Genomic DNA, 24,710 nt, shown 5'->3' on the forward strand with positions numbered 1-24,710 from the left:
CAGCCTGCTGAGGCCGGCCCCGGCGCCCCGGGTGCGGCCGGAGGCGCCCATCGGTATCATGGCCGGTTGCCCTCGCGAACCCCCATGCCCGACCCGCTGCCGACCCGCAAGACCCCTTCTGCCACCGCTGCGAAGCGTGCGCGAACTGCCGCTGGCGCGCCCGCCGGCGGCGCCCATACCGCCGATGCGCCCGCGATCCGGGTGCTGAACGGCCCCGACGCGCCCGCCATCCGCGTACGCGGGGCCCGCACCCACAACCTGAAGAACATCGACCTCGACATCCCCAAGCACGCCTTGGTGGTGATCACCGGGCTGTCCGGCTCGGGCAAGTCGAGCCTGGCCTTCGACACGCTGTATGCCGAGGGCCAGCGGCGTTATGTCGAGAGCCTGTCGGCTTACGCCCGGCAGTTTCTGCAGCTGATGGACAAGCCCGATGTCGACGTGATCGAGGGCTTGTCGCCGGCGATCAGCATCGAGCAGAAGGCCACCAGCCACAACCCGCGCTCGACCGTCGGCACGGTGACCGAGATCCACGACTACCTGCGCCTGCTTTACGCCCGCGCCGGCACGCCGTTCTGCCCTGACCACGAGCTGCCGCTGGCCGCGCAAAGCGTCAGCCAGATGGTCGACGCGGTGCTGGCGCTGCCCGAAGACACCCGGCTGATGGTGCTGGCGCCGGTGGTGCGCGACCGCAAGGGTGAGTTCGTCGAATCGTTCGCCGACTGGCAGGCCCAGGGCTACGTGCGCTTTCGTGTCGACGGCCAGGTCGTCGAGGCGACCGAGCTGCCGAAGCTGAAGAAGACCGAGAAACATGACATCGACGTGGTGATCGACCGGCTGAAAAGCCGGCCCGACGTCAAGCAGCGGCTGGCCGAGAGCTTCGAAGCCGCGCTGCGCATTGCCGACGGCCGCGCGGTGGCGCTCGAAATGGATTCGGGCCGCGAACACCTGTTCTCGGCTCGTTTCGGCTGCCCGGTCTGCAGCTATTCGCTGCCCGAGCTGGAGCCGCGGCTGTTCTCGTTCAACTCGCCGGTCGGCGCCTGCCAGCACTGCGACGGCCTGGGGGTGCAGACGGTGTTCGACCCCGAGCGCGTGGTCGCCTTCCCGTCGCTGTCGATGGCCGCGGGCGCGGTCAAGGGCTGGGACCGGCGCAACGCCTACACCTTCTCGCTGCTGGAGAGCGTGGCCAAGCACTATGGCTTCGACATCGACCAGCCCTTCGAGGTCTTACCGGCGCAGGCCCAGCAGGTGCTGCTGCAAGGCTCGGGCGACGACGAGATCGAGTTCCTGTACGAGGCCGAAGGCAAGGGCGGCCGCACGCGCGTCGTCAAGCGCTCGCACCCGTTCGAAGGCATCTTGCCGAACTTCGAGCGGCGCTACCGCGAGACCGATTCGGTCGCGGTGCGCGAAGACCTGGCGCGCTACCAGAGCGCCAAGCCCTGCGCCCATTGCCAGGGCACTCGTTTGAAGCGCGAGGCGCGCCATGTCTTCTTGCCCGGCACCGAGGCCGAGCGCGGCAAGCCGATCTACGAGGCCGAGCACCTGACGCTGGCCGATGCGCTGGCCTGGTTCGAGCAGCTGGTGCTCACCGGTGCGAAAGCCGAGATCGCCGACAAGGTGGTGCGCGAGATCCGCGCCCGGCTGAAGTTCCTGAACGATGTGGGCCTCAATTACCTGAGCCTTGATCGCAGCGCCGACACCTTGTCGGGTGGTGAGGCCCAGCGCATCCGCCTGGCCAGCCAGATCGGCTCGGGCCTGACGGGGGTGATGTACGTGCTCGACGAGCCCAGCATCGGCCTGCATCAGCGCGACAACGAGCGCCTGATCGGCACGCTCAAACACCTGCGCGACCTGGGCAACAGCGTGCTGGTGGTCGAGCACGACGAAGACATGATCCGCGCCGCCGACTGGTGCGTGGACATGGGGCCGGGCGCCGGCGTACATGGCGGCCAGGTGATCGTTGCCGGCACGCCCGACGAGGTGGCCGCGCACCCCGATTCGCTGACCGGCCAGTACCTGGGCCGGGTGCTGCGCATCGAGCTGCCGCCGCGCACGGCCCAGGCGCCCGGCGGCGACGGCGCCGGCATGCTGACGATCGTCAATGCCCGCGGCAACAACCTGAAGGGCGTCACGGTCGATGTGCCGGTGGGCTTGTTCACCTGCGTCACCGGGGTGTCGGGCTCGGGCAAGAGCACGCTGGTCAACGACACGCTGTATGCCGCGGTGGCCCGCAAGCTCTACAACAGCCACGCCGAGGCGGCACCGCACGATTCGATCGAAGGCCTCGATGCTTTCGACAAGGTGATCAACGTCGACCAGAGCCCGATCGGCCGCACGCCGCGCTCGAACCCGGCCACCTACACCGGGCTGTTCACGCCGATCCGCGAAATGTTCGCCGAGGTGCCGGCCGCGCGGGAGCGCGGCTACGGCGCCGGGCGCTTCAGCTTCAACGTCAGCGGCGGCCGCTGCGAGGCCTGCCAGGGTGACGGGGTGCTGAAGGTCGAGATGCACTTCCTGCCGGATGTCTACGTGCCGTGCGACATCTGCCACGGCAAGCGCTACAACCGCGAGACGCTGGAGATCCTCTACAAGGGCCGCAACATCGCCCAGGTGCTGGACATGACGGTCGAGGAGGCGCACGAGTTCTTCAACGCCGTGCCGACCATCGCGCGCAAGCTGCGCACGCTGCTCGACGTCGGCCTGGGCTACATCACGCTGGGCCAGAGCGCGACCACGCTGTCGGGCGGCGAGGCGCAGCGGGTGAAGCTGGCGCTCGAACTGAGCAAGCGCGACACCGGCCGCACGCTGTACATCCTCGACGAGCCGACGACCGGCCTGCACTTCCACGACACCGCGCAACTGCTGAAGGTGCTGCACCAGCTGCGCGATGCCGGCAACACGATCGTCGTGATCGAGCACAACCTGGACGTCATCAAGACCGCCGACTGGTTGATCGACATGGGCCCCGAAGGGGGGGCCGGCGGGGGCACCGTGGTGGTCGAGGGCACCCCTCAAACTGTCGCCGCCTGTGCAGCCAGCCACACCGGACGCTTTTTGGCACCGCTGCTGGACGACTGAAGCGCGGGGGCCTGCGCCACAATCAACCTTTTGCTGGCGCGGCCGCCCGGGGGATATTTGGGCAGGCACTCGCCAGACTTGGCGGAGTGGGACGATGGCATGGCGACCCGCGCCTGAGCCGGCTGACGAAGGTTTGCGTCAGGCGGCCTTGCGCGATTTGGGCTGGTTCAGCCCGCACAGCGACGGCTTGAACGAGGCCGCGCCCCTGGGCGCCCTGCGCGCGCTGGCCGATGCCGCGCGGCGGCTCTGCGGCTGCCCGGTGGGGTGGCTGTCGCTGGTCGGCGCCGAGCACGCCTGCCAGGTCGGGGTCGACGGCGACGAGACGGCGATGGTGCGCACCTTGCCGCGCGCCGAGGCCATTTGCGCCCACGCGGTGGCCGCCAACGCCTTCATCGAAGTGCCCGACCTGCGGCTCGACCCGCGGTTCGGCGAGGCGCCGGCGCTGCCCGGCAGCGAGCCCTGGCGTTTCTGCGCGGCGATGCCGCTGCGCCTGCAAGGCCATGTGGTGGGTTCCTTGTGCGTCGCCAGCCCGCAGCCGCATCGGCTGGACGATGCGCAGCGCCAGCAACTGGCCCAGCTGGCGGTGGCCGCCGAGGCCCTGCTGGCGGCGCAGCACGCGCGCGAGCACCTGGACCGCGAGCGCCGGCGCCTGGCCGACCTGGCGCGCGCCTCGGGCGACTGGCTGTGGGAGCTCGATGCCACGCTGTGCCACCGCTGGCTGTCGGCCGAATTCGAGCGTTTGACGGGGGTGCCGGCAGCGCTGCTGATCGGCCAGCCGTTGGCCGACGAGCCCTGCGTCGACCCGACCGGCGACCCGATGCTCTCTGGCGTCACGCTGCGGGGGCGGCTGGCGCAACAGCAGGCGATCGCCCGTGTCGTCACGCGCCTGGACACCCCGCACCGCGGCCCCCTCTACATCTCGCGCAGTGCCGTGCCGGTGTTCGGCCCGCACGGCGTGTTCGACGGCTGGCGCGGCAGCGCGCGCGACGTGACCGCGCAGGTGCTGGCCAGCCGAGAGACCCGCGAGCGCGACCAGCGCATGCACACGCTGCTGGCGCAGCTGCCGGGCGCGGCCTTCCAGCTGCGGCTGCAGCCCGATGGCACGCTGCCGCACTATCTGTATGTCAACGATGGCCTGCGCCTGTTGATCGGCGGCGATGGCGCTGATCAGGCGCCGTCGCTGCGCCGCATCGTCGAGGCCGACCGCGGCGGGTTCGTCGACGCGGTGAAGGCCTCGATGCAGACGATGCAGCCGATGCGGATCGAGTTCCGCTTCGAGCGCGCAGACGGCGAGCAGCGCTGGCTCGAGACGCGGGCGACGCCCGAGCGCCAGGCCGACGGCTGCATCGTCTTCCACGGTTTCACCTGGGACGTCACCGAGCGCCATCGGGCGCAGCATGCGCTGCGCGAGCACGAGGCGCTGCGCCTGGCCCATGAGGGCGCCGAACGCGCCAGCCGTGCGAAGAGCGAGTTTCTTTCGCGGGTCAGCCACGAGCTGCGCACGCCGCTGAACGCGATCATCGGCTTCGCGCAGCTGATGGGGCTGGACCGTGAACAGCCGCTGGAGGGGGCGCAGCGCCACCGGCTCGATGGTGTGCGCCAGGCCGGCCAGGCCTTGCTGACGCTGGTCGACGACGTGCTCGATCTGTCTCGCATCGAGCAAGGCGCACTGACGCTGCGCAGCGAGGCGCTGAGCTTGACCGAATTGCTGCGCGCGAGCATCGAGGCGGTGCAGCCGCTGGCCACCGCCCGGTCGGTGTCCTTCCAGCTGATGGTGCCGCCAGGCGCACGGGTGCAAGGCGATGCCGCGGCCATGGAGCAGGTGCTGGTCAACCTGCTGTCCAATGCGATCAAATTCAACCGAGCAGGGGGCCGTGTCACCGTGACACTGCAGCAGACCAACGATGCCGCGGCGACGCCGCTGCTGGCCATCCGGGACCAGGGCGAGGGGTTGCGCGCCGATCAGCTGGCCCAGCTGTTTCAGCCCTTCCATCGCCTGGGGGCCGAGCGCCGCCGCATCAGTGGCACCGGCCTGGGCCTGGTGATCGCGCGTGGCCTGGCCCGCGCGATGGGCGGTGACATCGACGCGCTCAGCGAGCCCGGCCGCGGCTGCTGCTTCAACCTGCGCATGGTGGCCGCGGCGGGCTTGGCCGGCAGCAGGGCTGCCGCCGACGAATCGCGGGCCGACACCGAATCGACCGATGGCCCGGGCCACCGGGTGGTGCTCTACATCGAAGACGAGCCGCTCAACGTGCTGCTGATGGAAGAAGTCTTCCGCACCCAGCCGGGTTGGACGCTGCACGTCGCGCACGACGGCGGCAGCGGTGTCGAGCGGGCGACGCAGGTCCAGCCGGACCTGACGCTGATCGACATGAACCTGCCCGACATGAACGGGCTCGAGGTGCTGCGCCGGCTGCGCGCCCAGCCGACCACCGCCGACCTGTTGTGTGTGGCGCTGTCGGCCGACGCGTTGAACGAGCAGATCGCCGCGGCGCTCGCCGCCGGCTTCGACGACTACTGGACCAAGCCGATCGACCTGAACCGCCTGATCGAAGAGGTGCGGCGGGTCATCGACGCGCGGCGCGCCTTCGACGGCAGCTGACGCTGCTTGGCCGCGGCGATGCGGCGCGCTGGCAGCGCCCGTGTCGCACCGACGGCCCGCACCCACGAACAGGCATGAAAAAAGCCGGCGGGTGCCGGCTCTTCATCGTGGGGTCAGGCGGCTGGTGGGCCGCCTGCCTGATCAGCTCAGGTGGCTGTTGATCAGCTTGGTCATCTCGAACATCGAGACCTGCGCCTTCTTGAAGATTTCCTTCAGCTTGGCGTCGGCGTTGATCATCGTCTTCTTGGCCTTGTCTTGCAGGCCGTTCTTCTTGATGTATTCCCAGACCTTCTTCGTCACCTCGGTGCGCGGCACGGCCTTGTCGCCGATGACCGCGGCCAGCGCTGCGCTGGGGGTCATCGCCTTCATGAACGCGGCGTTCGGGGTGCGCTTCTTGGCCGGGGCGGCCTTCTTCGCGGGGGCGGCTTTCTTGGCAGGTGCCGCCTTCTTCGCGGGCGCTGCCTTCTTGGCAGGTGCCGCCTTCTTCGCCGGAGCGGCGGCCTTCTTGGCCGGGGCGGCCTTCTTCGCCGGAGCGGCCTTCTTGGCCGGAGCGGCCTTCTTCGCAGTTGCCATGTTGATTCTCTCCATCAAGTGAACAGTTGATGTGCCGGGCCCGGGTGGAAGCCACATGAGCTTCCGTTTCTCACAAGATCCGCAGCGACCCGAATGGTACTGCGTGTACGAGGGGCTGAGAAGCCGTTTTCCCTCGTAAAACACCCTTTGATGCCCCGTAGTGACCCGCATTTGTCGCTCCTGGGCATCACCTGGGGAGATTTGTATACCCTCACCCGTATTTTCACGAGGAGCGGCGGACACGATTCGACGCAGATCGCCGACCACGTGTCGGCGGACCCCACTTGCGCACCTGCACGAGCACCGCACAATGCCGCTGCGCGGTCGACCGCGTGTTGAGTCATCACCTCCAAGAAAGTCGCGTTCGATGAAGCTCCTCGTTCGTTGGTTTCTGCTCGCTGCCGCGCTGCTGCTCGTGGCCAACCTGTACAGCGGCGTCACCGTGGCCAGCTTCACGGCGGCGCTCGGTGCGGCGCTGGTGCTGGGCCTGCTGAACACGCTGGTGCGGCCGCTGCTCGTGTTGCTGACCTTGCCGGTCACGCTGCTGACGCTGGGCCTGTTCCTGTTCGTGATCAATGCGCTGATGTTCTGGGCTGCGGCGCGACTGCTCGACGGCTTCGAGGTCGCCGGCTTCGCCGCCGCGTTGATCGGCTCGTTGATCTACAGCGCCTGCGGCATGGTGATCGACACGGCCGTCGAGCGCATCTTTGCGCGCGAGTAAAGCGCGCCACCCGTCCGGCGTACGATGCGCTGGACGTCGGCCCCGATGCCGACATCCCCCACTGCAACCGACCATCGCACGCTCGCCGTGCCAGCCCTGAGGAGGGCCTAGCCATCACCACCTCGACTTCCCTCGAACTGACCGCCGGCGAACTGCGCCTGGCATTGCGGCCCGACCTGGGCGGTTGCATGGCCGGCCTCTGGCTCGGTGACCTGCCGGTGCTGCGCAGCACCGAACCGGCCGACCTCGCGACCTCGCGCCTGGCCGGCAACTACCCGCTGGCGCCGTACTCGAATCGCCTGGGCTTTCGCCGCTTCCGCTGGCTGGGCCACGACTACACCACGCAGCAGAACTTCGACGACAACCCGCACTCGGTGCACGGCGTCGCATGGCAGCGCCCGTGGACGGTGGTCTCCAGCGACGCACAGCGCGCCGAGCTGGCCTACTCGCACCAGCCCGATGCGCACTGGCCGTTCGCGTTCGACCTGCGCCAGGCTTTCGAGCTGACGCCCGAGTCGATGACCACGCGCCTGCGCATCACCAACCGCCACGACGGGCCGCAGCCGGTGGGCCTGGGCTGGCACCCGTACTTCCCGAAGCGCACCCGCAGCCGGCTGCACATCGAGCTGACCGACCGTTGGGAACCCGACGCGAGTGGCCTGCCGACGCGCAAGGTGCCGCAGGCCGGCATCGACGGCGACATCGCCCACCTCGACTTCGACAACTGCTTCGAAGGCTGGCGCGGCGACGCGAAGATCCGCGACGAGAAGCTGCGCATGAGCTTGCGCGCGTCGACGCCGTACCTGGTCGTCTTCACGCCGCAGAACAAGCCGTACTTCTGCGTCGAGCCGGTCAGCCATGTCAGCAACGCGATCCACATGGCCGACCCGCAGGCCCATGGCTTGCGCAAGCTCGCGCCGGGCGAATCGTTCGAGCTGTCGATGACGTTGGACGTGGCGCGGGTATGAGCGCGGCGGCCGACGCGCCGGCGCTGTTCGACGCGCAGCCGCTGCCGGTGCCGCCCTCGTTGTTGGGCGAGTCGCCGTTCTGGCTTCCGGGCGAAGCGGCGCTCTACTGGTGCGACATCCCTGGCAAGCGGCTGAACCGCTACGCGCCGGCCAGCGGCGCCCATCGCACCTGGGACTTCGCCTGCGAACCCTGCAGCGCAGCGCCGCTGCTGGGTGGCGGCTTGCTGCTGGCCATGCGCGACGGCCTGTGGCGCTTCGACCCGGCCACCGGTGAGCGGCGCCTGTTGGCCAAGCCGCCGTACGACCCGGCCAAGGAGCGCTTCAACGACGGCAAGGCCGACCCGCAGGGGCGCTTCTGGGTCGGCACGATCTACGAGCCGCGCGAGCCAGCCCTGGCGGCGCTGTACCGCTGGTGCGATGGTGAGTTGCAGCGCATGGCCGGTGACATCACCGTCAGCAACGGCCTGGGCTGGAGCCCCAACGGCCGCACGCTGTACTGGAGCGACACCAAGGCCCACCTGATCCAGGCGCTCGACATGGACCCGAGCGACGGCTCGCTGTCGAACCGGCGCGTCTTCGCGCAGTTCCCGCTCAAGGCGGCCGACCAGCCGCTCGACAGCTATGGCGGCCGGCCCGACGGTGCCGCGGTCGACAGCGAAGGCTGCTACTGGAGTGCGATGTTCGAAGGCCAGCGCCTGCTGCGCCTGTCGCCCGAGGGCCGGGTGCTGCGTGAAGTGAGGCTGCCGGTGCGCTGCGCGACGATGGCCTGCTTCGGCGACGCCGACCTGAAGACTCTGTACGTGACGACCTCGCGCGAGAAGCGTCCGGCCGACGAGTTGGCCGCCCAGCCCTGGGCGGGCGCGGTGCTGCGCCTGCGGGTCGACGTGCCTGGTCTACCGGTGAATTTTGCGGTGCTGTGAAGGCGCTGGACAGGCGGCCCGCCGCTGCTTGCTGAGGTCAACAAAAGCGCCGTAACCGTGGCGTAACCGGCGGCCGCGCTGCAGCCCCTTATGCGTTCCATATTCGGCCCGAAGTAGGGCGTCATCGGACGGCCAAGGGTTTGCTCGTATAATCCCGAGGCTTTGCCGACCGCAGCCTCCAACTCACCCCAGACTCCGCCGCCAGCCGCCCCTGCCTACCAGCCGGGCACGCCGCGACCGGACCGATCTGATCCATGGGGTGATCGGGATGATGAGGGCGCAAAGCCGCCGTTCAAGGCCTTGACCCGAGAAGAGGCTCGGGCCCTGGCGGCGCGAAACCCCGCTGTCTCACCATGGCGGGTGGTCGCGGCCCAGGCCGTGGTCGGGGGCATCGTGGCCGCGCTTGCGGGGCTGCTGATGGGTGAGCCGTCGTATTTCTGGTCGGCGCTGTATGGCGCCGGCACGGTGGTCCTGCCGGGTGCCTTGATGGCGCGCGGCATGACCAGCCGGCTCTCGAGCATGGCGCCCGGCGTATCCGCCGTCAGCTTCATGTTCTGGGAGATGGTGAAGCTGGGAGTGTCGGTGGCCCTGTTGATCGGGGCGCCGAGACTGGTGCCGCACCTGAGCTGGCCAGCCTTGCTGGTGGCCCTGGTGTTGTGCATCAAGGTGTATTGGGTTGCGCTCGCGTGGCGCGGTCGCAAGACGACAAGTTGAACGCCAATTGAACAGTTAGCACGGACGACAACAACATGGCAGCCGAAGGTCACGAAGCCGTAGAGCACGCACCCACCGCGGGCGAGTACATCGTCCACCACCTGACCCACGCCCGCAACAAAGAGCTGCACGGCCCGTTCGACCTCTCGGTCGTGGCCTGGGACTCGATGTTCTTCGCGATCTTGCTGGGCGTCGTGGGCTGTTTCTTCCTGTGGCGCGCCGCCCGCTCGGCCACCTCGGGCGTGCCGGGGCGCTTCCAGGCCGCCGTCGAGATCCTGGTCGAGATGGTCGAGTCGCAGGCCAAGGGCATCGTGCACAACGCACAAAGCCGCAAGCTGGTCGCTCCGCTGGCGCTGACCGTGTTCCTCTGGATCTTCCTGATGAACGCGATGGACTTGCTGCCGGTCGATCTGCTGCCCTTCATCTGGGAAAAGATCGTCGGCGCCACCGGCGGCGACCCGCACCACGCCTACCTGCGCTCGGTGCCCACGGCCGACCTGTCGGTGACGATGGGCCTGTCGGTCGGCGTGCTGATCACCTGCCTGATCTACAACGTCAAGATCAAGGGCTTCGGCGGCTGGGTCCATGAGCTGTTCGCCGCGCCGTTCGGCAACCACTGGGCGCTGGCGCCGTTCAACTTCCTGATGCAGATCATCGAGTTCGTCGCCAAGACCGTCTCGCATGGCATGCGTCTGTTCGGCAACATGTACGCCGGCGAACTGATCTTCCTGCTGATCGCGCTGATGGGCGGCGCGATCGGCTCGGTCGGCTTCGGTACCGGCCTGGGCTTGGCCATCGGCCACATCATCGCCGGCTCTGCCTGGGCGATCTTCCACATCCTGATCATCACCCTGCAGGCCTTCGTGTTCATGATGCTCACGCTGGTCTACATCGGTCAGGCACACGACGCTCACTGATCGAGCGGCGGTCTTTCTCTCGGTTCCCGTTTCCTTTTTCCTCTCCACAACACAACCTTCTCGACTAGGAGTCATCATGGAAGTCATCAGCTTTGTTGCCCTCGCCGCCGGCCTGATCATCGGTCTGGGCGCTGTCGGTGCTTGTATCGGCATCGGCATCATGGGCAGCAAGTACCTGGAGTCCGCCGCTCGCCAGCCCGAGCTGATGGGTGAACTGCAGACCAAGATGTTCCTGCTGGCCGGCCTGATCGACGCGGCCTTCATCATCGGCACCGGTATCGCCCTGTGGTTCGCCACGGCCAACCCGTTCCTGGGCCAGATCGCCCAAGCCGTGGCCGCTCAAGCCGCCAAGTAATACGGCACGGTCGTGTTGAGAGGCTTGGGGCGTGGCGGCATGAGCTGCCGCGCCCTTCGCTGAAGATCCCCGCCACCGTTCGAGGCAATCAAGTGAGCATCACCGGTACCCTCATCGTCCAGATGATCGTGTTCCTGATCTTGGTCTGGTTCACGATGAAATTCGTCTGGCCGCCGATCACCGCCGCGCTGGACGAGCGCGCGAAGAAGATCGCCGATGGGCTGTCGGCCGCCGACAAGGCCAAGGCCGAATCGGCCGCCGCCGCGAAGACGATCCAGGCCGAACTGTCGGCCGCCAAGGACGACGCCGCCAAGCGCCTGGCCGATGCCGAGCGTCTGGGCCAGCAGCTGATCGAAGAAGCCAAGTCCCGCGCAAGCGAGGAAGGCGCCAAGATCGTCGCCGCCGCCAAGGCCGAGGCCGAGCAAGAATCCATGAAGGCCCGCGAAGCCCTGCGTGAGCAGGTCGCGTTGTTGGCCGTCAAGGGCGCCGAGCAGATCCTGAAGCGCGAAGTCAACGCCGGCGTCCACGCCGAGTTGCTGACCCGCCTGAAGACGGAACTCTGACCATGGCCGAGCTCGCCACCATCGCCCGCCCCTACGCGGAAGCCCTGTTCAAGGCCAGCGCCGGCGCCGACGCTTCGGGCCTGGCCGACCAGCTGCAGACGCTGGGCCAGGTCGCCGGGCATGCGCAACTGCGCCAGTTCGCCGACAGCCCCAAGGTCAGCGCGGCACAGGTGTTCGAGCTGGTCAGCGGCGTCGCCCGCCTGCAGCTGTCGCCCAAGGTCGCCAACCTGCTGCGCACCGTCATCGACAACGGCCGCCTGACCGCGCTGCCCGAGATCGCCGCGCAATACCGCGCGCTGGTCAACGCCAGCTCGGGTGTGTCCGACGCGAAGATCACCAGCGCGTTCGCGCTCGATGCCGGCCAGCTGGCCGATGTCGTCGCCACGCTGGAAAAGCGCTTCGGCCGCAAGCTGAACGCCAGCGTCGTGGTCGACCCGGCGCTGATCGGCGGCATCCGTGTCGAAGTCGGCGACGAGGTGCTGGACACCTCGGTTCGCGCCCGGCTCGAGCAGATGCGCGTCGCCCTGACCCACTGAACATCCGCAGCCCACGCGCTCCACGGCAACACCCTCTACGGCGACCAGCCCGACGCTAGCGCCTCACGCTTTCGGAGAAAGCTATGCAACTGAATCCCGCTGAAATTTCCGAACTGATCAAGAGCCGCATCGAAGGCCTGGGCGCCTCGACGGACATCCGCAACCAGGGCACCGTCGTTTCGGTGACCGACGGCATCGTCCGCGTGCACGGCCTGTCCGATGCGATGGCAGGCGAAATGCTCGAGTTCCCCGCCAGTAAGGACGGCCAGCCGTCGTTCGGTCTGGCGCTGAACCTCGAGCGCGACTCCGTCGGCGCGGTGATCCTGGGCGAGTACGAGCACATCTCCGAAGGCGACACCGTCAAGTGCACGGGCCGCATCCTGGAAGTGCCGGTCGGCCCCGAGCTGATCGGCCGCGTCGTCAACGCGCTCGGCCAGCCGATCGACGGCAAGGGCCCGATCAACGCCAAGATGACCGACGTGATCGAGAAGGTCGCCCCGGGCGTGATCGCGCGCAAGTCGGTGGACCAGCCGGTGCAGACCGGCCTGAAGTCGATCGACTCGATGGTGCCGATCGGCCGTGGCCAGCGCGAGCTGATCATCGGTGACCGCCAGACTGGTAAGACCGCTGTCGCCATCGACGCGATCATCAACCAGAAGGGTCAGAACATGACCTGCGTCTACGTCGCGATCGGCCAGAAGGCTTCGTCGATCAAGAACGTGGTGCGCGCCCTCGAACAAGCCGGCGCGATGGACTACACCATCGTCGTCGCCGCCTCGGCCTCGGAATCGGCCGCGATGCAGTACGTGTCGGCCTACTCGGGCTGCACGATGGGCGAGTACTTCCGCGACCGCGGCCAAGACGCCCTGATCGTCTATGACGACCTGTCCAAGCAGGCCGTGGCCTACCGTCAAGTGTCGCTGCTGCTGCGCCGCCCGCCGGGCCGCGAAGCCTTCCCTGGCGACGTGTTCTATCTCCATAGCCGCCTGCTCGAGCGCGCGGCCCGCGTGAACGCCGACTACGTCGAAGCCTTCACCAAGGGCGAGGTCAAGGGCAAGACCGGTTCGCTGACCGCGCTGCCGATCATCGAGACCCAGGCCGGTGACGTGTCCGCCTTCGTGCCGACCAACGTGATCTCGATCACCGACGGCCAGATCTTCCTGGAAACCAACCTGTTCAACGCCGGCATCCGCCCCGCGATCAACGCCGGTATCTCGGTGTCGCGCGTCGGTGGCGCCGCCCAGACCAAGCTGGTCAAGTCGCTGTCCGGCGGTATCCGTACCGACTTGGCGCAGTACCGTGAACTGGCCGCGTTCGCGCAGTTCGCGTCCGACCTGGACGAAGCCACCCGCAAGCAGCTGGACCGCGGTGCCCGCGTGACCGAGCTGCTGAAGCAGGCCCAGTACTCGCCGCTGCCGATCAGCCTGATGGCCGCCACGCTGTACGCGGTGAACAAGGGCTTCCTCGACACCATCGACACCAAGAAGGTGCTGGCGTTCGAACACGGCCTGCACCAGCACCTGAAGGCCAGCCACGCCGCTCTGCTGGCGAAGCTGGAGGCCGACAAGGCGATGGACAAGGCTGCCGAGGAAGAGCTGTCGGGCGCGATCACCGCGTTCAAGAAGTCCTTCGCCTGAAGCCCGCCTGACACTCTGAACAAGGAGAACCGTCATGGCGGTCGGCAAGGAAATACGCGGCAAGATCAAATCGGTGGAGAACACCAAGAAGATCACCAAGGCCATGGAGATGGTCGCCGCGTCGAAGATGCGCAAGGCGCAGGAACGCATGCGTTCCGCGCGCCCCTACAGCGACAAGATCCGCAACATCGCGGCCAACCTGTCGCAGGCCAACCCCGAGTACCAGTCGCCCTACATGCGTTCGGGTGGCAAGGCCGGGGCGTCGGGCTTCATCGTCGTCACGACCGACAAGGGTCTGTGCGGCGGCCTGAACACCAACGTGCTGCGCGCCGTCACGAACAAGATGCGTGACGTGCAGACCGCCGGTGGCCAGGTGCAAGCGGTGGCGATCGGCACCAAGGGCAACGGCTTCCTGAACCGCATCGGCGCCAAGGTCGTGTCGCACGCGCTCGGCCTGGGCGACGCGCCGCAGATCGAGAAGCTGATCGGCCCGGTCAAGGTCATGCTCGATGCCTTCATCGAAGGCAAGGTGGACGCGGTGTACCTGTGCTACACCAAGTTCATCAACACGATGAAGCAGGAGCCAGTGGTCGAGCAGTTGCTGCCGCTGGCGGCCGGTGCGCTGGCCCAGACCGAGGCCGAAAAGAAGGCCTATGGCTGGGACTACATCTACGAGCCGGACGCCGCGACCGTGATCGACGAGCTGCTGACGCGCTACGTCGAGGCGCTGGTCTACCAGGCGGTCGCCGAGAACATGGCGTCCGAGCAGTCGGCCCGCATGGTGGCGATGAAGGCCGCGACCGACAACGCCGGCACGCTGATCGGCGAACTCAAGCTCGTCTACAACAAGACGCGCCAGGCGGCGATCACCAAAGAGCTTTCCGAGATCGTTGGCGGCGCCGCCGCCATCAGCGGTTAAGCCTCGGCCCGAGACTCACACGAATTCTGAATTGAAGGACAGACAAATGTCGAACACTCAAGCCCAAGGCAAGATCGTTCAGTGCATCGGCGCCGTGGTGGACGTGGAGTTCCCGCGTGACCAGATGCCCAAGGTGTATGACGCGCTGAAGATGGAAGGCTCGGCCCTGACGCTGGAAGTGCAGCAGCAGCTCGGCGACGGCATCGTGCGCACCATCGCGCTGGGCTCGTCGGACGGCCTGCGCCGCGGCGTCACCGTCAGCAACACCGGCAACCCGATCATGGTGCCGGTCGGCAAGGCAACGCTCGGCCGCATCATGGACGTGCTGGGCAACCCGATCGACGAGCGCGGCCCGGTCGCGAGCGAGCTGACCGCCTCGATCCACCGCAAGGCCCCGGCCTACGACGAGCTGAGCCCGTCGCAAGAGCTGCTCGAGACCGGCATCAAGGTGATCGACCTGATCTGCCCGTTCGCCAAGGGCGGCAAGGTGGGCCTGTTCGGTGGCGCCGGCGTCGGCAAGACCGTGAACATGATGGAGTTGATCAACAACATCGCCAAGGCCCACTCGGGTCTGTCGGTGTTCGCCGGCGTGGGTGAACGCACCCGTGAAGGCAACGACTTCTACCACGAGATGTCGGACTCGAAGGTCGTCGTGCAAGAGGACCTGTCGCAGTCGAAGGTCGCGATGGTCTACGGCCAGATGAACGAGCCCCCGGGCAACCGTCTGCGCGTGGCCCTGACCGGCCTGACGATCGCCGAGTCGTTCCGTGACGAAGGCCGTGACGTGCTGTTCTTCGTCGACAACATCTACCGCTACACCCTGGCCGGTACCGAAGTGTCCGCGCTGCTGGGCCGTATGCCGTCGGCCGTGGGCTACCAGCCGACGCTGGCCGAAGAAATGGGCCGCCTGCAAGAGCGCATCACGTCGACCAAGGTCGGCTCGATCACCTCGATCCAGGCCGTGTACGTCCCTGCGGATGACTTGACCGACCCGTCGCCTGCCACGACCTTCGCCCACTTGGACGCCACCGTGGTGCTGTCGCGTGACATCGCTTCGCTGGGCATCTACCCCGCGGTGGACCCGCTGGACTCGACCTCGCGCCAGGTCGACCCGAACGTCGTCGGCCTCGAGCACTACGAGACCACCCGCGCCGTGCAGGCCACGCTGCAGCGCTACAAGGAACTGCGCGACATCATCGCGATCCTGGGCATGGACGAGCTGTCGCCGGAAGACAAGCTGGCCGTGGCCCGCGCCCGCAAGATCCAGCGGTTCCTGTCGCAGCCGTTCCACGTGGCCGAAGTGTTCACCGGCTCGCCGGGCAAGTACGTGCCGCTGAAGGAAACCATCCGCGGCTTCAAGATGATCGTTGCCGGCGAGTGCGATCACCTGCCGGAGCAGGCCTTCTACATGGTCGGCACCATCGACGAAGCCTTCGAAAAGGCGAAGAAGATTCAGTAAGCGGCGCATTCGGGCGTCATGCATCGTTGCGCTCCTCGCCGTACGGGTGTACGGCTGCGGGGCGCGCCTCGCCTGACATCCCGACTGCTTGCTTCTTGAACCTCCTTCCACGATAGGAACACGAACATGGCAACCATTCACGTCGACGTGGTCAGCGCGGAAGAGTCGATCTTCAGCGGCGAGGCCAAGTTCGTTGCGCTGCCGGGCGAGAACGGCGAGCTCGGCATCCTGCCGCGCCACACGCCGCTGATCACCCGCATCAAGCCGGGGGCCGTGCGCATCGAGCGAGCCGACAACGGCGAGGAAGAGTTCGTCTTCGTCGCCGGTGGCATCCTCGAGGTGCAGCCGGGCTCGGTCACGGTGCTGGCCGACACGGCCATCCGTGGCCATGACCTGGACGAAGCGAAGGCGCTCGAGGCCAAGAAGATGGCCGAGGACGCGATGAAGAACGCGAAGAGCGACATCGACTTCGCCAAGGCCCAGGGTGAGTTCGCCGCGATGGCGGCCCAGATCGCCGCGATCCAGAAGCTGCGCAAGAGCCGCTGAGCCGCTTCAGCGCTCCCCAGACAACCCGCCCGGTGTGCGTCACCCGGCGGGTTTTTTCTTGGCGAGGCGCGCAAGGCCACAATCGGCGGCACCCCCATTGCTGGAGCGCCGCATGGCCAAGGACAAAGCAGGCAAGCCCAAGACCGACAAGCCCAAGGCGGCGCGCCGGCCGCATGGTGGGGCTGCGGCCACCGGCAACAAGCTCAGCAAGAGCGCCTATGCCGAGACGCTGGCCGCGCTCGAGGTCGAGCTGAACAACATGGCGCGCTGGCTGCAGGCCAGCGGCAAGCGCCTGGTGGTGGTGCTCGAGGGGCGCGACACGGCCGGCAAGGGCGGCGTGATCTCGGCCATCACCGGCACGCTCAGCCCGCGCCAGGTGCGGGCGGCGGCCCTGGCCAAGCCGACCGAGCGCGAACGCACCCAGTGGTACTTCCAGCGCTATGTGCCATGGCTGCCGGCGGCCGGCGAGATGGTGCTGTTCGACCGCAGCTGGTACAACCGCGCCGGCGTCGAGCGGGTGATGGGCTTCTGTTCCGAAGACGAGGCACAGGCGTTCCTGAAGCAGGCGCCGGTGTTCGAGCAGATGCTGGTCGACGACGGCATCCTGCTGTTCAAGTACTGGCTGACGGTCGACCAGGCGCAGCAGGAAGAGCGCTTCGCCGAACGCCTGGTGGACCCACTGAAACGCTGGAAGCTGTCGCCGATCGACCTGAAGGCGCGCGAGCACTATGCCGACTACGGCCGGGCCCGCGACGCGATGCTGAAGGCCACCCACACCAAGCAGGCCCCGTGGGTGCTGGTGGATTTCAACGACCAGCGCCGCGGCCGGCTGACCTTGATCCGCCATCTGCTGGACCACCTGCCCGACACCGCGGTGCCGCCGGCGCCGCTGGCGTTTCCGCCGCTGGACGGCCCGCCGCGCCAGGAGAGCTTCAAGGGCCCGGTGAAGCCGCTGCGCCCGTGGCCTAAGCCCTGACGGCGCCAGTGGCCCCCAGGCCGCAGCGGGCCGAGCTCAGCCGCTCAGCCCAGCCAGCGTTGCAGCAGCCGGCGGGCTTCGTCGAGATCACGCTCGCGCCGGCCGGCGTCCAGGCTCACCGCGCCAGGGGCCACCACGGCCAGCCACAGGGCCTGCAGGCCCAGCCGCTGCTCGGCATGCAGCGCCGGGTCGAACAGGCGCGGGTCGAGCTCGTCGTGCAGTGGCGAGGCCGCCAGCGGGTGCCGCTGCCCCGCAGCCACCTGGTCGACCAGCCAGCGCTCGCGCTCGGCCAGCGGCCACAGCGCCAGCAGGCGGCGAAACCAGCGCACCCGTTGACCCAGGTCGCCGGCGCGCACGCCCAGGCGAAGAGAGTCGCCGTTGTGCATCAACGCGCGGGCTGCGGCCTGCAGCGTGGCCCGGTCGCTGCCCTCGTCGGCGCCGGTCGATGCGGGCTCGTCCGATGCGCTCAGGTAGCCCAGCAGCTGCTCGTGCGGCAGGTCAACGGGCTGGGCAGGCGGGGTGGCTGCGTGGCGAACCGCATGCCGGGCGGCCGTGACGACGGGCGACGCGACGACATGGCTGTCGCGCGCGAGACCGGCATGGCCGGTCCCGTTGGACCGATGCTTGTGCAATCGGCGGTGGACACGGGACTGCAGGTTCATCGAGCACCTGATTCGAGACCCGGGGCCCGGTGAAGGTGCGGATGGGTATGCATGACGAGTTTGTAGGCGCTGGCGGCCAAGGCGACAGCCCCCCGATCTAGGGGCGCGGCGCAAGCTAGGGGGGCGCGGTTGACACCCGGCGCGGGCCACGCGCCGCTACAGCAGGTGCGGCCGGTCGGGCAACTCGTTCGGGTTGGCGGCCATCGCTTCGCCGAGCGCAAAGTGCTGACGCAGCAGTGCATCGACCTCGGCGATGGTGTGCATCAGCCCCTCTTCGAAGCGGCCGGCACGCAGCGATTCGCCCAGGCCGGCCACCAGCGCGCGCCAACGCGCGTCGTCGACATGGCGGGCGAGCCCGCGGTCTACCACCAACTCGATCGCATGCTCGGCCAGCAGCAGGTAGATCAGCACGCCGTTGTTGGCCTCGGTGTCCCAGACCCGCAGCTTGGCGAACATCGCCACCGCCCGTTCGCGCGGGCTCGCATCGCGCCACAGGTACGACAGCGGCAGCCCGGCCTCGACACAGACGCGGATCTCACCCGAGTGCCCGCGCTCGCTGTCGGCCACGCGCGCCTGCAGGCGGTCCAGCGCCTCGCTCGGCAGCACGCGGCGCGCATCGGCCTCGTCCCACCAGCGGTGCTTGAGCAACCGGGCGATGCGCGCCGGCCAGGAGCGTTTGCCGCCGTGCATCACCAATCCCCCGAGGCGCCGCCGCCGCCGAAGTCGCCGCCGCCGCCGGACGAGAAGCCACCGCCCCCACCGCCCCCACCGCCGCCGCCCCAGCTGCTGCCACCGCCACCGCCACCCCAGATGACCGGCGTGCCATGGCCCCCGCGCAGCCCCACACCGCGGCGCGCGGCCGAGCCGATGCCCAGCACGCCCACCAGCACCAGCGCCACGGCGCCGGCCACGCCGGCCAACAGCATCGGCGCGCCGAACAGCCAGGCCAGACCGCCGGCTGCGCCGCCGGTGACCAGCCCACCCAGCTTGCGGCCGAAGAGGCCGGTCAGCACCGAGCCGATGATTGGCACGCCGATGAAGAAGAACAGCGCCAGCTGGTCCCAGCCCACGCCGCCGAAGCCACCGCTGCTGGGTGCCCGGCGGGCTTTCGCGTCGGGCGCCGGCAGCGCTTCGCCGCGCACCCGCGCCGCCAGCTGGTCGATCGCGGCGTTCAGGCCGCCAGCGTAGTCGCCGGCCTTGAACGCGGGCCGGATGGCGTTGTCGATGATCTGCTTGGCCGCCAGGTCGGGCACCGCGCCCTCGAGCGCCTTGGCCACCTCGATGCGCACCCGCCGGTCGTCCTTGGCGACCAGCACCAGCAGCCCGTCGCCGACCTCGCGACGGCCGACCTTCCATTGATCGGCCACGCGGTAGGCGTAGGCGGCGATGTCTTCGGGCTGGGTCGTCGCGACGACCAGCACGACGATCTGCGTGCCGGCCTCACGCTCGAAGGCGGCGAGCTTCGCGTCGATCGCCTCGCGCTGCTTCGCACTCAAGGTGCCGGTGGTGTCGGTCACGCGGGCGGCCAGCGCCGGCACCGGCTGCAGCTCTTGCGCCAGCGCAGCCCCGGCCAGCCCAGGCCAGAGAGCCAGCGCCAGCATCAAACGTGCGAACCAGCGCCACAGCGGGCCGGGGCCGGCTCCCAGCCCTGGGCGTGGCAGGTGGGGCATGTGGGTTGGCGGGCCTACTTCGACGCAGCGGGCGCGGCGGGCGTGGCGGCTGGCTTGTCGAAGCTGACGGTCGGCGGCGCCGAGATCGCCTTCTCGTTCTCGACCGTGAAGCTGGGCTTGACGGTGTAGCTGAACATCATCGCCGTCAGGTTGGTCGGGAAGCTGCGCGCGAGCACGTTGTAGTCCTGCACCGCCTTGATGTACCGGTTGCGCGCCACGGTGATGCGGTTCTCGGTGCCCTCCAGCTGCACGCGCAGGTCCTGGAAGCCCTGGTTGGCTTTCAGGTTCGGGTAGTTCTCGCTGACCACCATCAGGCGGCTCAGCGCGCCGGTGAGTTCACCCTGCGCGGCCTGGAATTTCTGGAACGCGGCCGGGTCGTTGATCAGCGCCGGCGTGGCCTGGATGGAGGTGGCGCGCGAGCGTGCCTCGATCACCTTGGTCAGCGTCTCCTGCTCGAAATTGGCCTCGCCTTTGACGGTGGCGACGATGTTGGGCACCAGGTCGGCCCGGCGCTGGTACTGGTTCAGCACCTCGGACCAGCCGGCCTTGACCTGCTCGTCCTGGCGTTGAAAGTCGTTGTAGCCGCAGCCGGTCAGGGCCAGCGTGGTGGCGATGGCCGAGGCGGCCAGCAAGGGGCGGGCAAAGAGTTTCATTCGACAAGGCTCCGTCGTGGATGGCCCAGGGCGCGGGCATATTACCCGCGCGGGGGAATTGGGGACAGTCGGCGCCGAGTCAAGCGGCCGGCGTCAAATTCAAACAGGAGCGGGCGCCGATAATCGCGCCATGTTTGCCCCGCTCCAGAACGACACCTTCCTGCGTGCCTGCTGGCGCCAGCCCACCGAATACACGCCGCTGTGGCTGATGCGCCAGGCCGGCCGCTACCTGCCCGAGTACTGCGCCACCCGCGCCAAGGCCGGCAGCTTCATGGGTCTGGCCACCAACCGCGACTTCGCCACCGAGGTGACGCTGCAGCCGCTGGAGCGCTACCCGCTCGATGCGGCGATCCTGTTCTCCGACATCCTGACCGTGCCCGACGCGATGGGCCTGGGCCTGAGCTTCGCGCAGGGTGAAGGCCCCCGTTTCGCCCACCCGCTGCGCGACGAGACGGCGATCCGTGCGCTGGTGGCGCCGGACCTGGCCAAGCTGCAGTACGTGTTCGACGCGGTCACTTCGATCCGCCGCGCGCTGAACGGGCGCGTGCCATTGATCGGGTTTTCGGGCAGCCCGTGGACGCTGGCCTGCTACATGGTCGAGGGCGCGGGCTCCGACGACTACCGCCTGGTCAAGGGCCTGCTGTACAGCCGGCCCGACCTGATGCACCACATCCTGGCCGTCAACGCCGATGCGGTCGCCGCCTACCTGAACGCGCAGATCGACGCCGGCGCGCAGGCCGTGATGGTCTTCGACAGCTGGGGCGGCGTGCTGGCCGACGGCGCGTTCCAGCAGTTCTCGCTGGCCTACACCCGGCGCGTGCTGGCGCAGCTCAAGCGCGAGCATGACGGCCAGCGCATCCCCGCGATCGTCTTCACCAAGGGCGGCGGGCTGTGGCTGGACGAAATCGCCGCCAGCGGCGCCGATGTGGTCGGCCTGGACTGGACGGTCAACCTGGGCCAGGCGCGCGCCCGCGTGGGCCACCAGGTGGCGCTGCAGGGCAACCTCGACCCGAACGTGCTGTTCGCGCCGCCCGCCGTGGTGGCCACCGAGGCGCGGCGGGTGCTGGACAGTTTCGGCCCGCCGCAGCGCGCCGATGGCGGGTGGGACGGCCACGTCTTCAACCTCGGCCACGGCATCAGCCAATACACCCCGCCGGAGCATGTGTCGGCGCTGGTCGAGGCCGTGCACAGCCACTCCCGGCTGTTGCGTAAACGCTCCCATACGCCGGCGCCCTTGTGATGTGGTATGGGGGTTTCACCGGGTGAGTGTTCGCTAAGGGCTTGACTTATCCCCAAAAGCCGGGGTGCGACAGATCACCGCTATGGATCACGTCATAAAACCATCAAAATCGCGGCGATTCGTGGCAAGTGTTTGATTAGAAAGAATTTTTGGGTCTTGCCACAGAAACGGGCAACCCAAGCCGGTGCGTGGCGCATCAAGCATTTAGCACGCCCGACCGCAGCTTTCCCACAATGTTATCCACAGGAACAGTGGGCAAGTCTGAAAGGTCTTTGGAATCATGAACTTAAGCGCCACTGTTGATCTGTTGCTCTTAGAAACGTGTCTGGCGAGCAGGTTGAACCCCCGCGTCGCATGAATCGGCTTCGGGTCGCCGTCGACACGCCGGCCCATGCCGGCCTCGGCGATACGCTGGACTACGAGAGTGAGCAGCCGCTCGCTCCGGGCACGCTGGTGCGTGTGCCTCTGGGCCGGCGTGACGTTCCCGGCATCGTCTGGCCCGGGCCGGCCACGGCGCAGCCGCCCGACACCAAAGACCAAGACGACGCTGAAGGCTTTGCCCTCAAGCCGGTGGCCGAAGTGCTAGGCAGCCTGCCGCCGCTGCCGGCCGCCTGGTGCCGCCTGGTTGAGTTCAGCGCCCGCTACTACCAGCGGGCCATCGGCGAGGTGGCGCTGGCGGTGCTGCCGCCCGAGCTGCGCAAGCTCGACGACGCGGGCCTGGCCAAGCGCATGCGGCTGCAGGACAAGCGGCTCGCCAAGGCGGCGGCCAAGGCGCCGCCCGCGGCAGCCCCGGTGCGCCCGGCACTGACCGCCGAGCAGGCCGCGGTGCTGGCCACGCTCGATGCGGCCGAGCCGGCCTGCCACCTGCTGCACGGCGTCACCGGCAGCGGCAAGACCGAGGTCTATCTGCGGCTGGCCGAAGCGGCCCTGGCGGCCGGCCAGCAGGCGCTGGTGCTGGTGCCCGAGATCAACCTGACGCCGCAGCTCGAAGAGCGTTTCGCGGCGCGCTTCCCGGGTCGCCGCCTAGTGTCGCTGCACAGTGCATTGACACCCGCGCAGCGGCTGGCCAACTGGCTCGCCGCACACCGCGGCCAGGCCGAACTGGTGCTGGGCACGCGGCTGGCCATCTTCTGCCCGCTGCCGCGGCTGGGCCTGATCGTCGTCGACGAAGAACACGACCCGAGCTACAAGCAGCAAGACGGCGCGCGCTACTCGGCGCGTGACCTGGCGGTCTACCGGGGCCGGCTCGAGAACGCGCCGGTCGTGCTCGGCTCGGCCACCCCGTCGCTCGAAAGCTGGCACCACGCCCAGACCGGCCGCTACCGCCTGCTGACGATGGCCGAGCGGGTGGGGCAGGGCCCGCTGCCCAGCGTGCAGGTGATCGACATGACGCAGCAGGTGCGCCCGCCGCCGGGCGAGCCACCGCTGGCCTTGGCGCCGGCGCTGAAAGCCGCGATCGAAGCACGGGTGGCGCGGGGTGAGCAAAGCCTGCTGTTCCTGAACCGGCGCGGCTTTGCGCCGGTGCTGCACTGCACCGCCTGCGGCTGGAAGAGCGCCTGCCCGCATTGCAGCGCCTGGCGCGTGTTCCACAAGCTCGACCGCACGCTGCGCTGCCACCACTGCGCCTTCACCGAGCGGGTGCCGCGCGCCTGCCCCGAATGCGGCAACCTGGACATCCAGCCGGTCGGCCGCGGCACCGAGAAGCTCGAAGAGCAGGTCGGCGAGCTGTTGCCCCAAGCGCGCATTGCACGCATCGATGCCGACACGACGCGCCTGAAAGGCACGCTGGAGCAGCAGCTGGCGGCCGTGCACGCCGGCGAGGTCGACGTGCTGGTCGGCACCCAGATGGTCACCAAGGGCCACGACTTTCGACGCGTCACGCTGGTGGCCGCGGTCGACCCCGATGGGGCGCTGTTCACCGCCGACTTCCGCGCCCCCGAGCGCCTGTTCGCGACGCTGATGCAGGCGGCCGGCCGCGCCGGCCGCGCGGCCGAGGTCGCGCAGCAAAGCGAGATGTGGGTCCAGACGGCCAACCCCGGCCACCCGCTGTTTGCCGCGCTGAAGGCGCACGACTACGCGCGCTTCGCCGCCAGCCAGTTGCGCGAGCGCGAGATGGCCGGCCTGCCGCCGTTTGCCCACCTGGCCTTGCTGCGCGCCGAAGCGCGCGACGCGGCGGTGGCCGAAGGCTTCTTGCGCGCGGCGCGCGACGAGGCCCTGGTGCTGGCCGGCGAGCTGGGCCTGGCCGAGCAGATCAGCCTGTACGCGCCGGTGCCGCCGCATGTGGCCCGCGTGGCCGGGCAGGAGCGGCGCCAGATGCTGGTCGAGTCGGGCTCGCGCGCCGCCTTGCAGCGCCTGCTGGCGCACTGGGTGGCCGGCCTGCCCGCCCTGCGCTCGCAGCACAAAGGCATCGCGCGCTGGGCGGTCGATGTCGACCCGATGACGATCTGACCTCGTCGCGCGCGCGAGGCGCCGCGGCCGTCAGGGCTCGATGCGCTTGCGCATGTTGATGCCGGTCGTCTGGTAGCCCAGCGAGCGGTACAGCGCCTGCGCACCTTCGTTGTGGGCGAACACGTGCAGCCCGATGTCGGCCAGGCCCAGCTCGCGGGCCACCGTTTCCAGCGCCATGAAAGCCGCCTTGGCGTGGCCGCGCCGGCGGTAAGGCGGGTCGATGGCCACGTCGTAGACATAACCCGAACGGCTGCCCGGGTGCTCGGTCACCGCGAGCCACAACACGCCGACATCGAGGTTCAGGGCATCGTCGTGGATCGTGAACAGGTGCTGGCCCGGCGTGGCCAGGCCCTGCGGCAGCAGGCGCTCTTGTTCCAGCCGTGAGCGCTCGAGCGCGCCCTCGGCAGGCCAGCGGCCCGAGGTCACGTTGTCGTCGGCATAGTCGGCGATCGCGGCTTCGTTGAAGCGCACGAAGGCCTGCTCGGTCATTCGGTGCAAGGTGGTGCCCATGCAGCGGATTGTGATCCGTTGGCGCATGGTGCCCAAGGTGGGC

At 68.7% G+C, this 24,710-nt stretch carries 23 protein-coding genes; 17 read left to right on the forward strand and 6 right to left on the reverse strand.

Annotation, left to right across the window (positions count from 1 at the left end; all coding sequences use genetic code 11):
- Window positions 1-84: 84 nt before the first annotated feature.
- Together uvrA and ACE3SG_RS11625 are read left to right on the forward strand one after the other, a co-directional pair.
- Entirely contained in the window at window positions 85-3,078 is a 2,994-nt protein-coding gene (gene uvrA / locus ACE3SG_RS11620) for an excinuclease ABC subunit UvrA (protein ID WP_374565107.1), read from the forward strand.
- Between the two features lie 94 nt (window positions 3,079-3,172).
- On the forward strand, window positions 3,173-5,680 hold the full coding sequence (locus ACE3SG_RS11625) for an ATP-binding protein (RefSeq protein ID WP_374565108.1): 2,508 nt from the start codon (window positions 3,173-3,175) through the stop codon (window positions 5,678-5,680).
- Between the two features lie 141 nt (window positions 5,681-5,821).
- On the opposite strand, the gene ACE3SG_RS11630 is transcribed toward ACE3SG_RS11625, so the two are convergent.
- Window positions 5,822-6,253: an SWIB/MDM2 domain-containing protein gene (locus ACE3SG_RS11630; protein ID WP_329716036.1), complete on the reverse strand. Its 432-nt coding sequence runs from the start codon at window positions 6,251-6,253 to the stop codon at window positions 5,822-5,824.
- 367 nt (window positions 6,254-6,620) lie between these two features.
- Here ACE3SG_RS11630 and ACE3SG_RS11635 point away from each other — a divergent pair, with 367 nt between their 5' ends.
- The 13 genes from ACE3SG_RS11635 (at window position 6,621) to ppk2 (ending at window position 17,484) form a co-directional block, all read left to right on the forward strand.
- Window positions 6,621-6,974, forward strand: a complete 354-nt coding sequence (locus tag ACE3SG_RS11635) for a phage holin family protein (protein WP_374565109.1) — start codon at window positions 6,621-6,623, stop codon at window positions 6,972-6,974.
- Between the two features lie 188 nt (window positions 6,975-7,162).
- Window positions 7,163-7,942: an aldose 1-epimerase gene (locus ACE3SG_RS11640; protein WP_374565110.1), complete on the forward strand. Its 780-nt coding sequence runs from the start codon at window positions 7,163-7,165 to the stop codon at window positions 7,940-7,942.
- Window positions 7,939-8,862 (forward strand): SMP-30/gluconolactonase/LRE family protein, encoded by a 924-nt coding sequence (locus tag ACE3SG_RS11645; protein ID WP_374565111.1) that lies wholly within the window; start codon window positions 7,939-7,941, stop codon window positions 8,860-8,862. Before ACE3SG_RS11640 ends, ACE3SG_RS11645 begins: the two co-directional genes overlap by 4 nt.
- A 360-nt stretch (window positions 8,863-9,222) precedes the next feature.
- Window positions 9,223-9,576: an ATP synthase subunit I gene (locus ACE3SG_RS11650; RefSeq protein ID WP_374565113.1), complete on the forward strand. Its 354-nt coding sequence runs from the start codon at window positions 9,223-9,225 to the stop codon at window positions 9,574-9,576.
- Window positions 9,577-9,611: 35 nt separating this feature from the next.
- On the forward strand, window positions 9,612-10,493 hold the full coding sequence (gene atpB / locus ACE3SG_RS11655) for a F0F1 ATP synthase subunit A (protein ID WP_374565114.1): 882 nt from the start codon (window positions 9,612-9,614) through the stop codon (window positions 10,491-10,493).
- A 76-nt stretch (window positions 10,494-10,569) separates the two neighbouring features.
- Window positions 10,570-10,848, forward strand: a complete 279-nt coding sequence (gene atpE / locus ACE3SG_RS11660; RefSeq protein WP_374565116.1) for a F0F1 ATP synthase subunit C — start codon at window positions 10,570-10,572, stop codon at window positions 10,846-10,848.
- Window positions 10,849-10,940: 92 nt separating this feature from the next.
- On the forward strand, window positions 10,941-11,411 hold the full coding sequence (locus ACE3SG_RS11665; RefSeq protein WP_374565118.1) for a F0F1 ATP synthase subunit B: 471 nt from the start codon (window positions 10,941-10,943) through the stop codon (window positions 11,409-11,411).
- A 2-nt stretch (window positions 11,412-11,413) separates the two neighbouring features.
- Window positions 11,414-11,947, forward strand: coding sequence for a F0F1 ATP synthase subunit delta (locus ACE3SG_RS11670; protein WP_374565119.1), 534 nt, complete (start codon window positions 11,414-11,416; stop codon window positions 11,945-11,947).
- A gap of 83 nt (window positions 11,948-12,030) precedes the next feature.
- Window positions 12,031-13,584 carry a F0F1 ATP synthase subunit alpha gene (gene atpA, locus ACE3SG_RS11675; RefSeq protein WP_374565121.1) on the forward strand — a complete coding sequence of 518 codons (1,554 nt, stop codon included), beginning with the start codon at window positions 12,031-12,033 and terminating at the stop codon, window positions 13,582-13,584.
- Between the two features lie 34 nt (window positions 13,585-13,618).
- The gene (atpG, locus tag ACE3SG_RS11680) at window positions 13,619-14,503 is read left to right on the forward strand and encodes a F0F1 ATP synthase subunit gamma (RefSeq protein ID WP_374565123.1); all 885 of its coding nucleotides are present in this window, start codon (window positions 13,619-13,621) and stop codon (window positions 14,501-14,503) included.
- Window positions 14,504-14,549: 46 nt separating this feature from the next.
- Complete coding sequence (gene atpD, locus ACE3SG_RS11685; RefSeq protein WP_374565124.1) at window positions 14,550-15,962, forward strand: F0F1 ATP synthase subunit beta; 1,413 nt, start codon at window positions 14,550-14,552, stop codon at window positions 15,960-15,962.
- 126 nt (window positions 15,963-16,088) lie between these two features.
- Window positions 16,089-16,508, forward strand: a complete 420-nt coding sequence (locus ACE3SG_RS11690; RefSeq protein WP_374565126.1) for a F0F1 ATP synthase subunit epsilon — start codon at window positions 16,089-16,091, stop codon at window positions 16,506-16,508.
- A 112-nt stretch (window positions 16,509-16,620) separates the two neighbouring features.
- Window positions 16,621-17,484 carry a polyphosphate kinase 2 gene (ppk2, locus tag ACE3SG_RS11695; protein ID WP_374565128.1) on the forward strand — a complete coding sequence of 288 codons (864 nt, stop codon included), beginning with the start codon at window positions 16,621-16,623 and terminating at the stop codon, window positions 17,482-17,484.
- Between the two features lie 44 nt (window positions 17,485-17,528).
- Here the strand turns inward: ppk2 and ACE3SG_RS11700 are convergent, their stop codons facing one another.
- The 4 genes from ACE3SG_RS11700 to ACE3SG_RS11715 all read right to left on the reverse strand — a co-directional run bounded on the left by ACE3SG_RS11700 (window position 17,529) and on the right by ACE3SG_RS11715 (window position 20,469).
- The gene (locus ACE3SG_RS11700) at window positions 17,529-18,146 is read right to left on the reverse strand and encodes a hypothetical protein (RefSeq protein ID WP_374565130.1); all 618 of its coding nucleotides are present in this window, start codon (window positions 18,144-18,146) and stop codon (window positions 17,529-17,531) included.
- A gap of 156 nt (window positions 18,147-18,302) precedes the next feature.
- Window positions 18,303-18,836: a TPM domain-containing protein gene (locus ACE3SG_RS11705; RefSeq protein ID WP_374565132.1), complete on the reverse strand. Its 534-nt coding sequence runs from the start codon at window positions 18,834-18,836 to the stop codon at window positions 18,303-18,305.
- Entirely contained in the window at window positions 18,836-19,816 is a 981-nt protein-coding gene (locus ACE3SG_RS11710) for a YgcG family protein (RefSeq protein ID WP_374565133.1), read from the reverse strand. The genes ACE3SG_RS11705 and ACE3SG_RS11710 overlap by 1 nt, the downstream gene beginning before the upstream one ends.
- A 14-nt stretch (window positions 19,817-19,830) precedes the next feature.
- The gene (locus ACE3SG_RS11715; RefSeq protein WP_374565134.1) at window positions 19,831-20,469 is read right to left on the reverse strand and encodes a LemA family protein; all 639 of its coding nucleotides are present in this window, start codon (window positions 20,467-20,469) and stop codon (window positions 19,831-19,833) included.
- Between the two features lie 130 nt (window positions 20,470-20,599).
- Between ACE3SG_RS11715 and hemE the strand changes: the two genes are divergently transcribed.
- Both hemE and ACE3SG_RS11725 read left to right on the forward strand, forming a co-directional pair.
- Window positions 20,600-21,709, forward strand: coding sequence for a uroporphyrinogen decarboxylase (gene hemE / locus ACE3SG_RS11720; RefSeq protein ID WP_374565136.1), 1,110 nt, complete (start codon window positions 20,600-20,602; stop codon window positions 21,707-21,709).
- Between the two features lie 354 nt (window positions 21,710-22,063).
- Window positions 22,064-24,157, forward strand: coding sequence for a primosomal protein N' (locus tag ACE3SG_RS11725; RefSeq protein WP_374565138.1), 2,094 nt, complete (start codon window positions 22,064-22,066; stop codon window positions 24,155-24,157).
- Window positions 24,158-24,187: 30 nt separating this feature from the next.
- Here the strand turns inward: ACE3SG_RS11725 and ACE3SG_RS11730 are convergent, their stop codons facing one another.
- The gene (locus ACE3SG_RS11730; RefSeq protein WP_374565265.1) at window positions 24,188-24,646 is read right to left on the reverse strand and encodes a GNAT family N-acetyltransferase; all 459 of its coding nucleotides are present in this window, start codon (window positions 24,644-24,646) and stop codon (window positions 24,188-24,190) included.
- Window positions 24,647-24,710: the final 64 nt, after the last annotated feature.

The organism is Ideonella sp. (assembly GCF_041914305.1).
Classification (GTDB): domain Bacteria; phylum Pseudomonadota; class Gammaproteobacteria; order Burkholderiales; family Burkholderiaceae_C; genus Ideonella.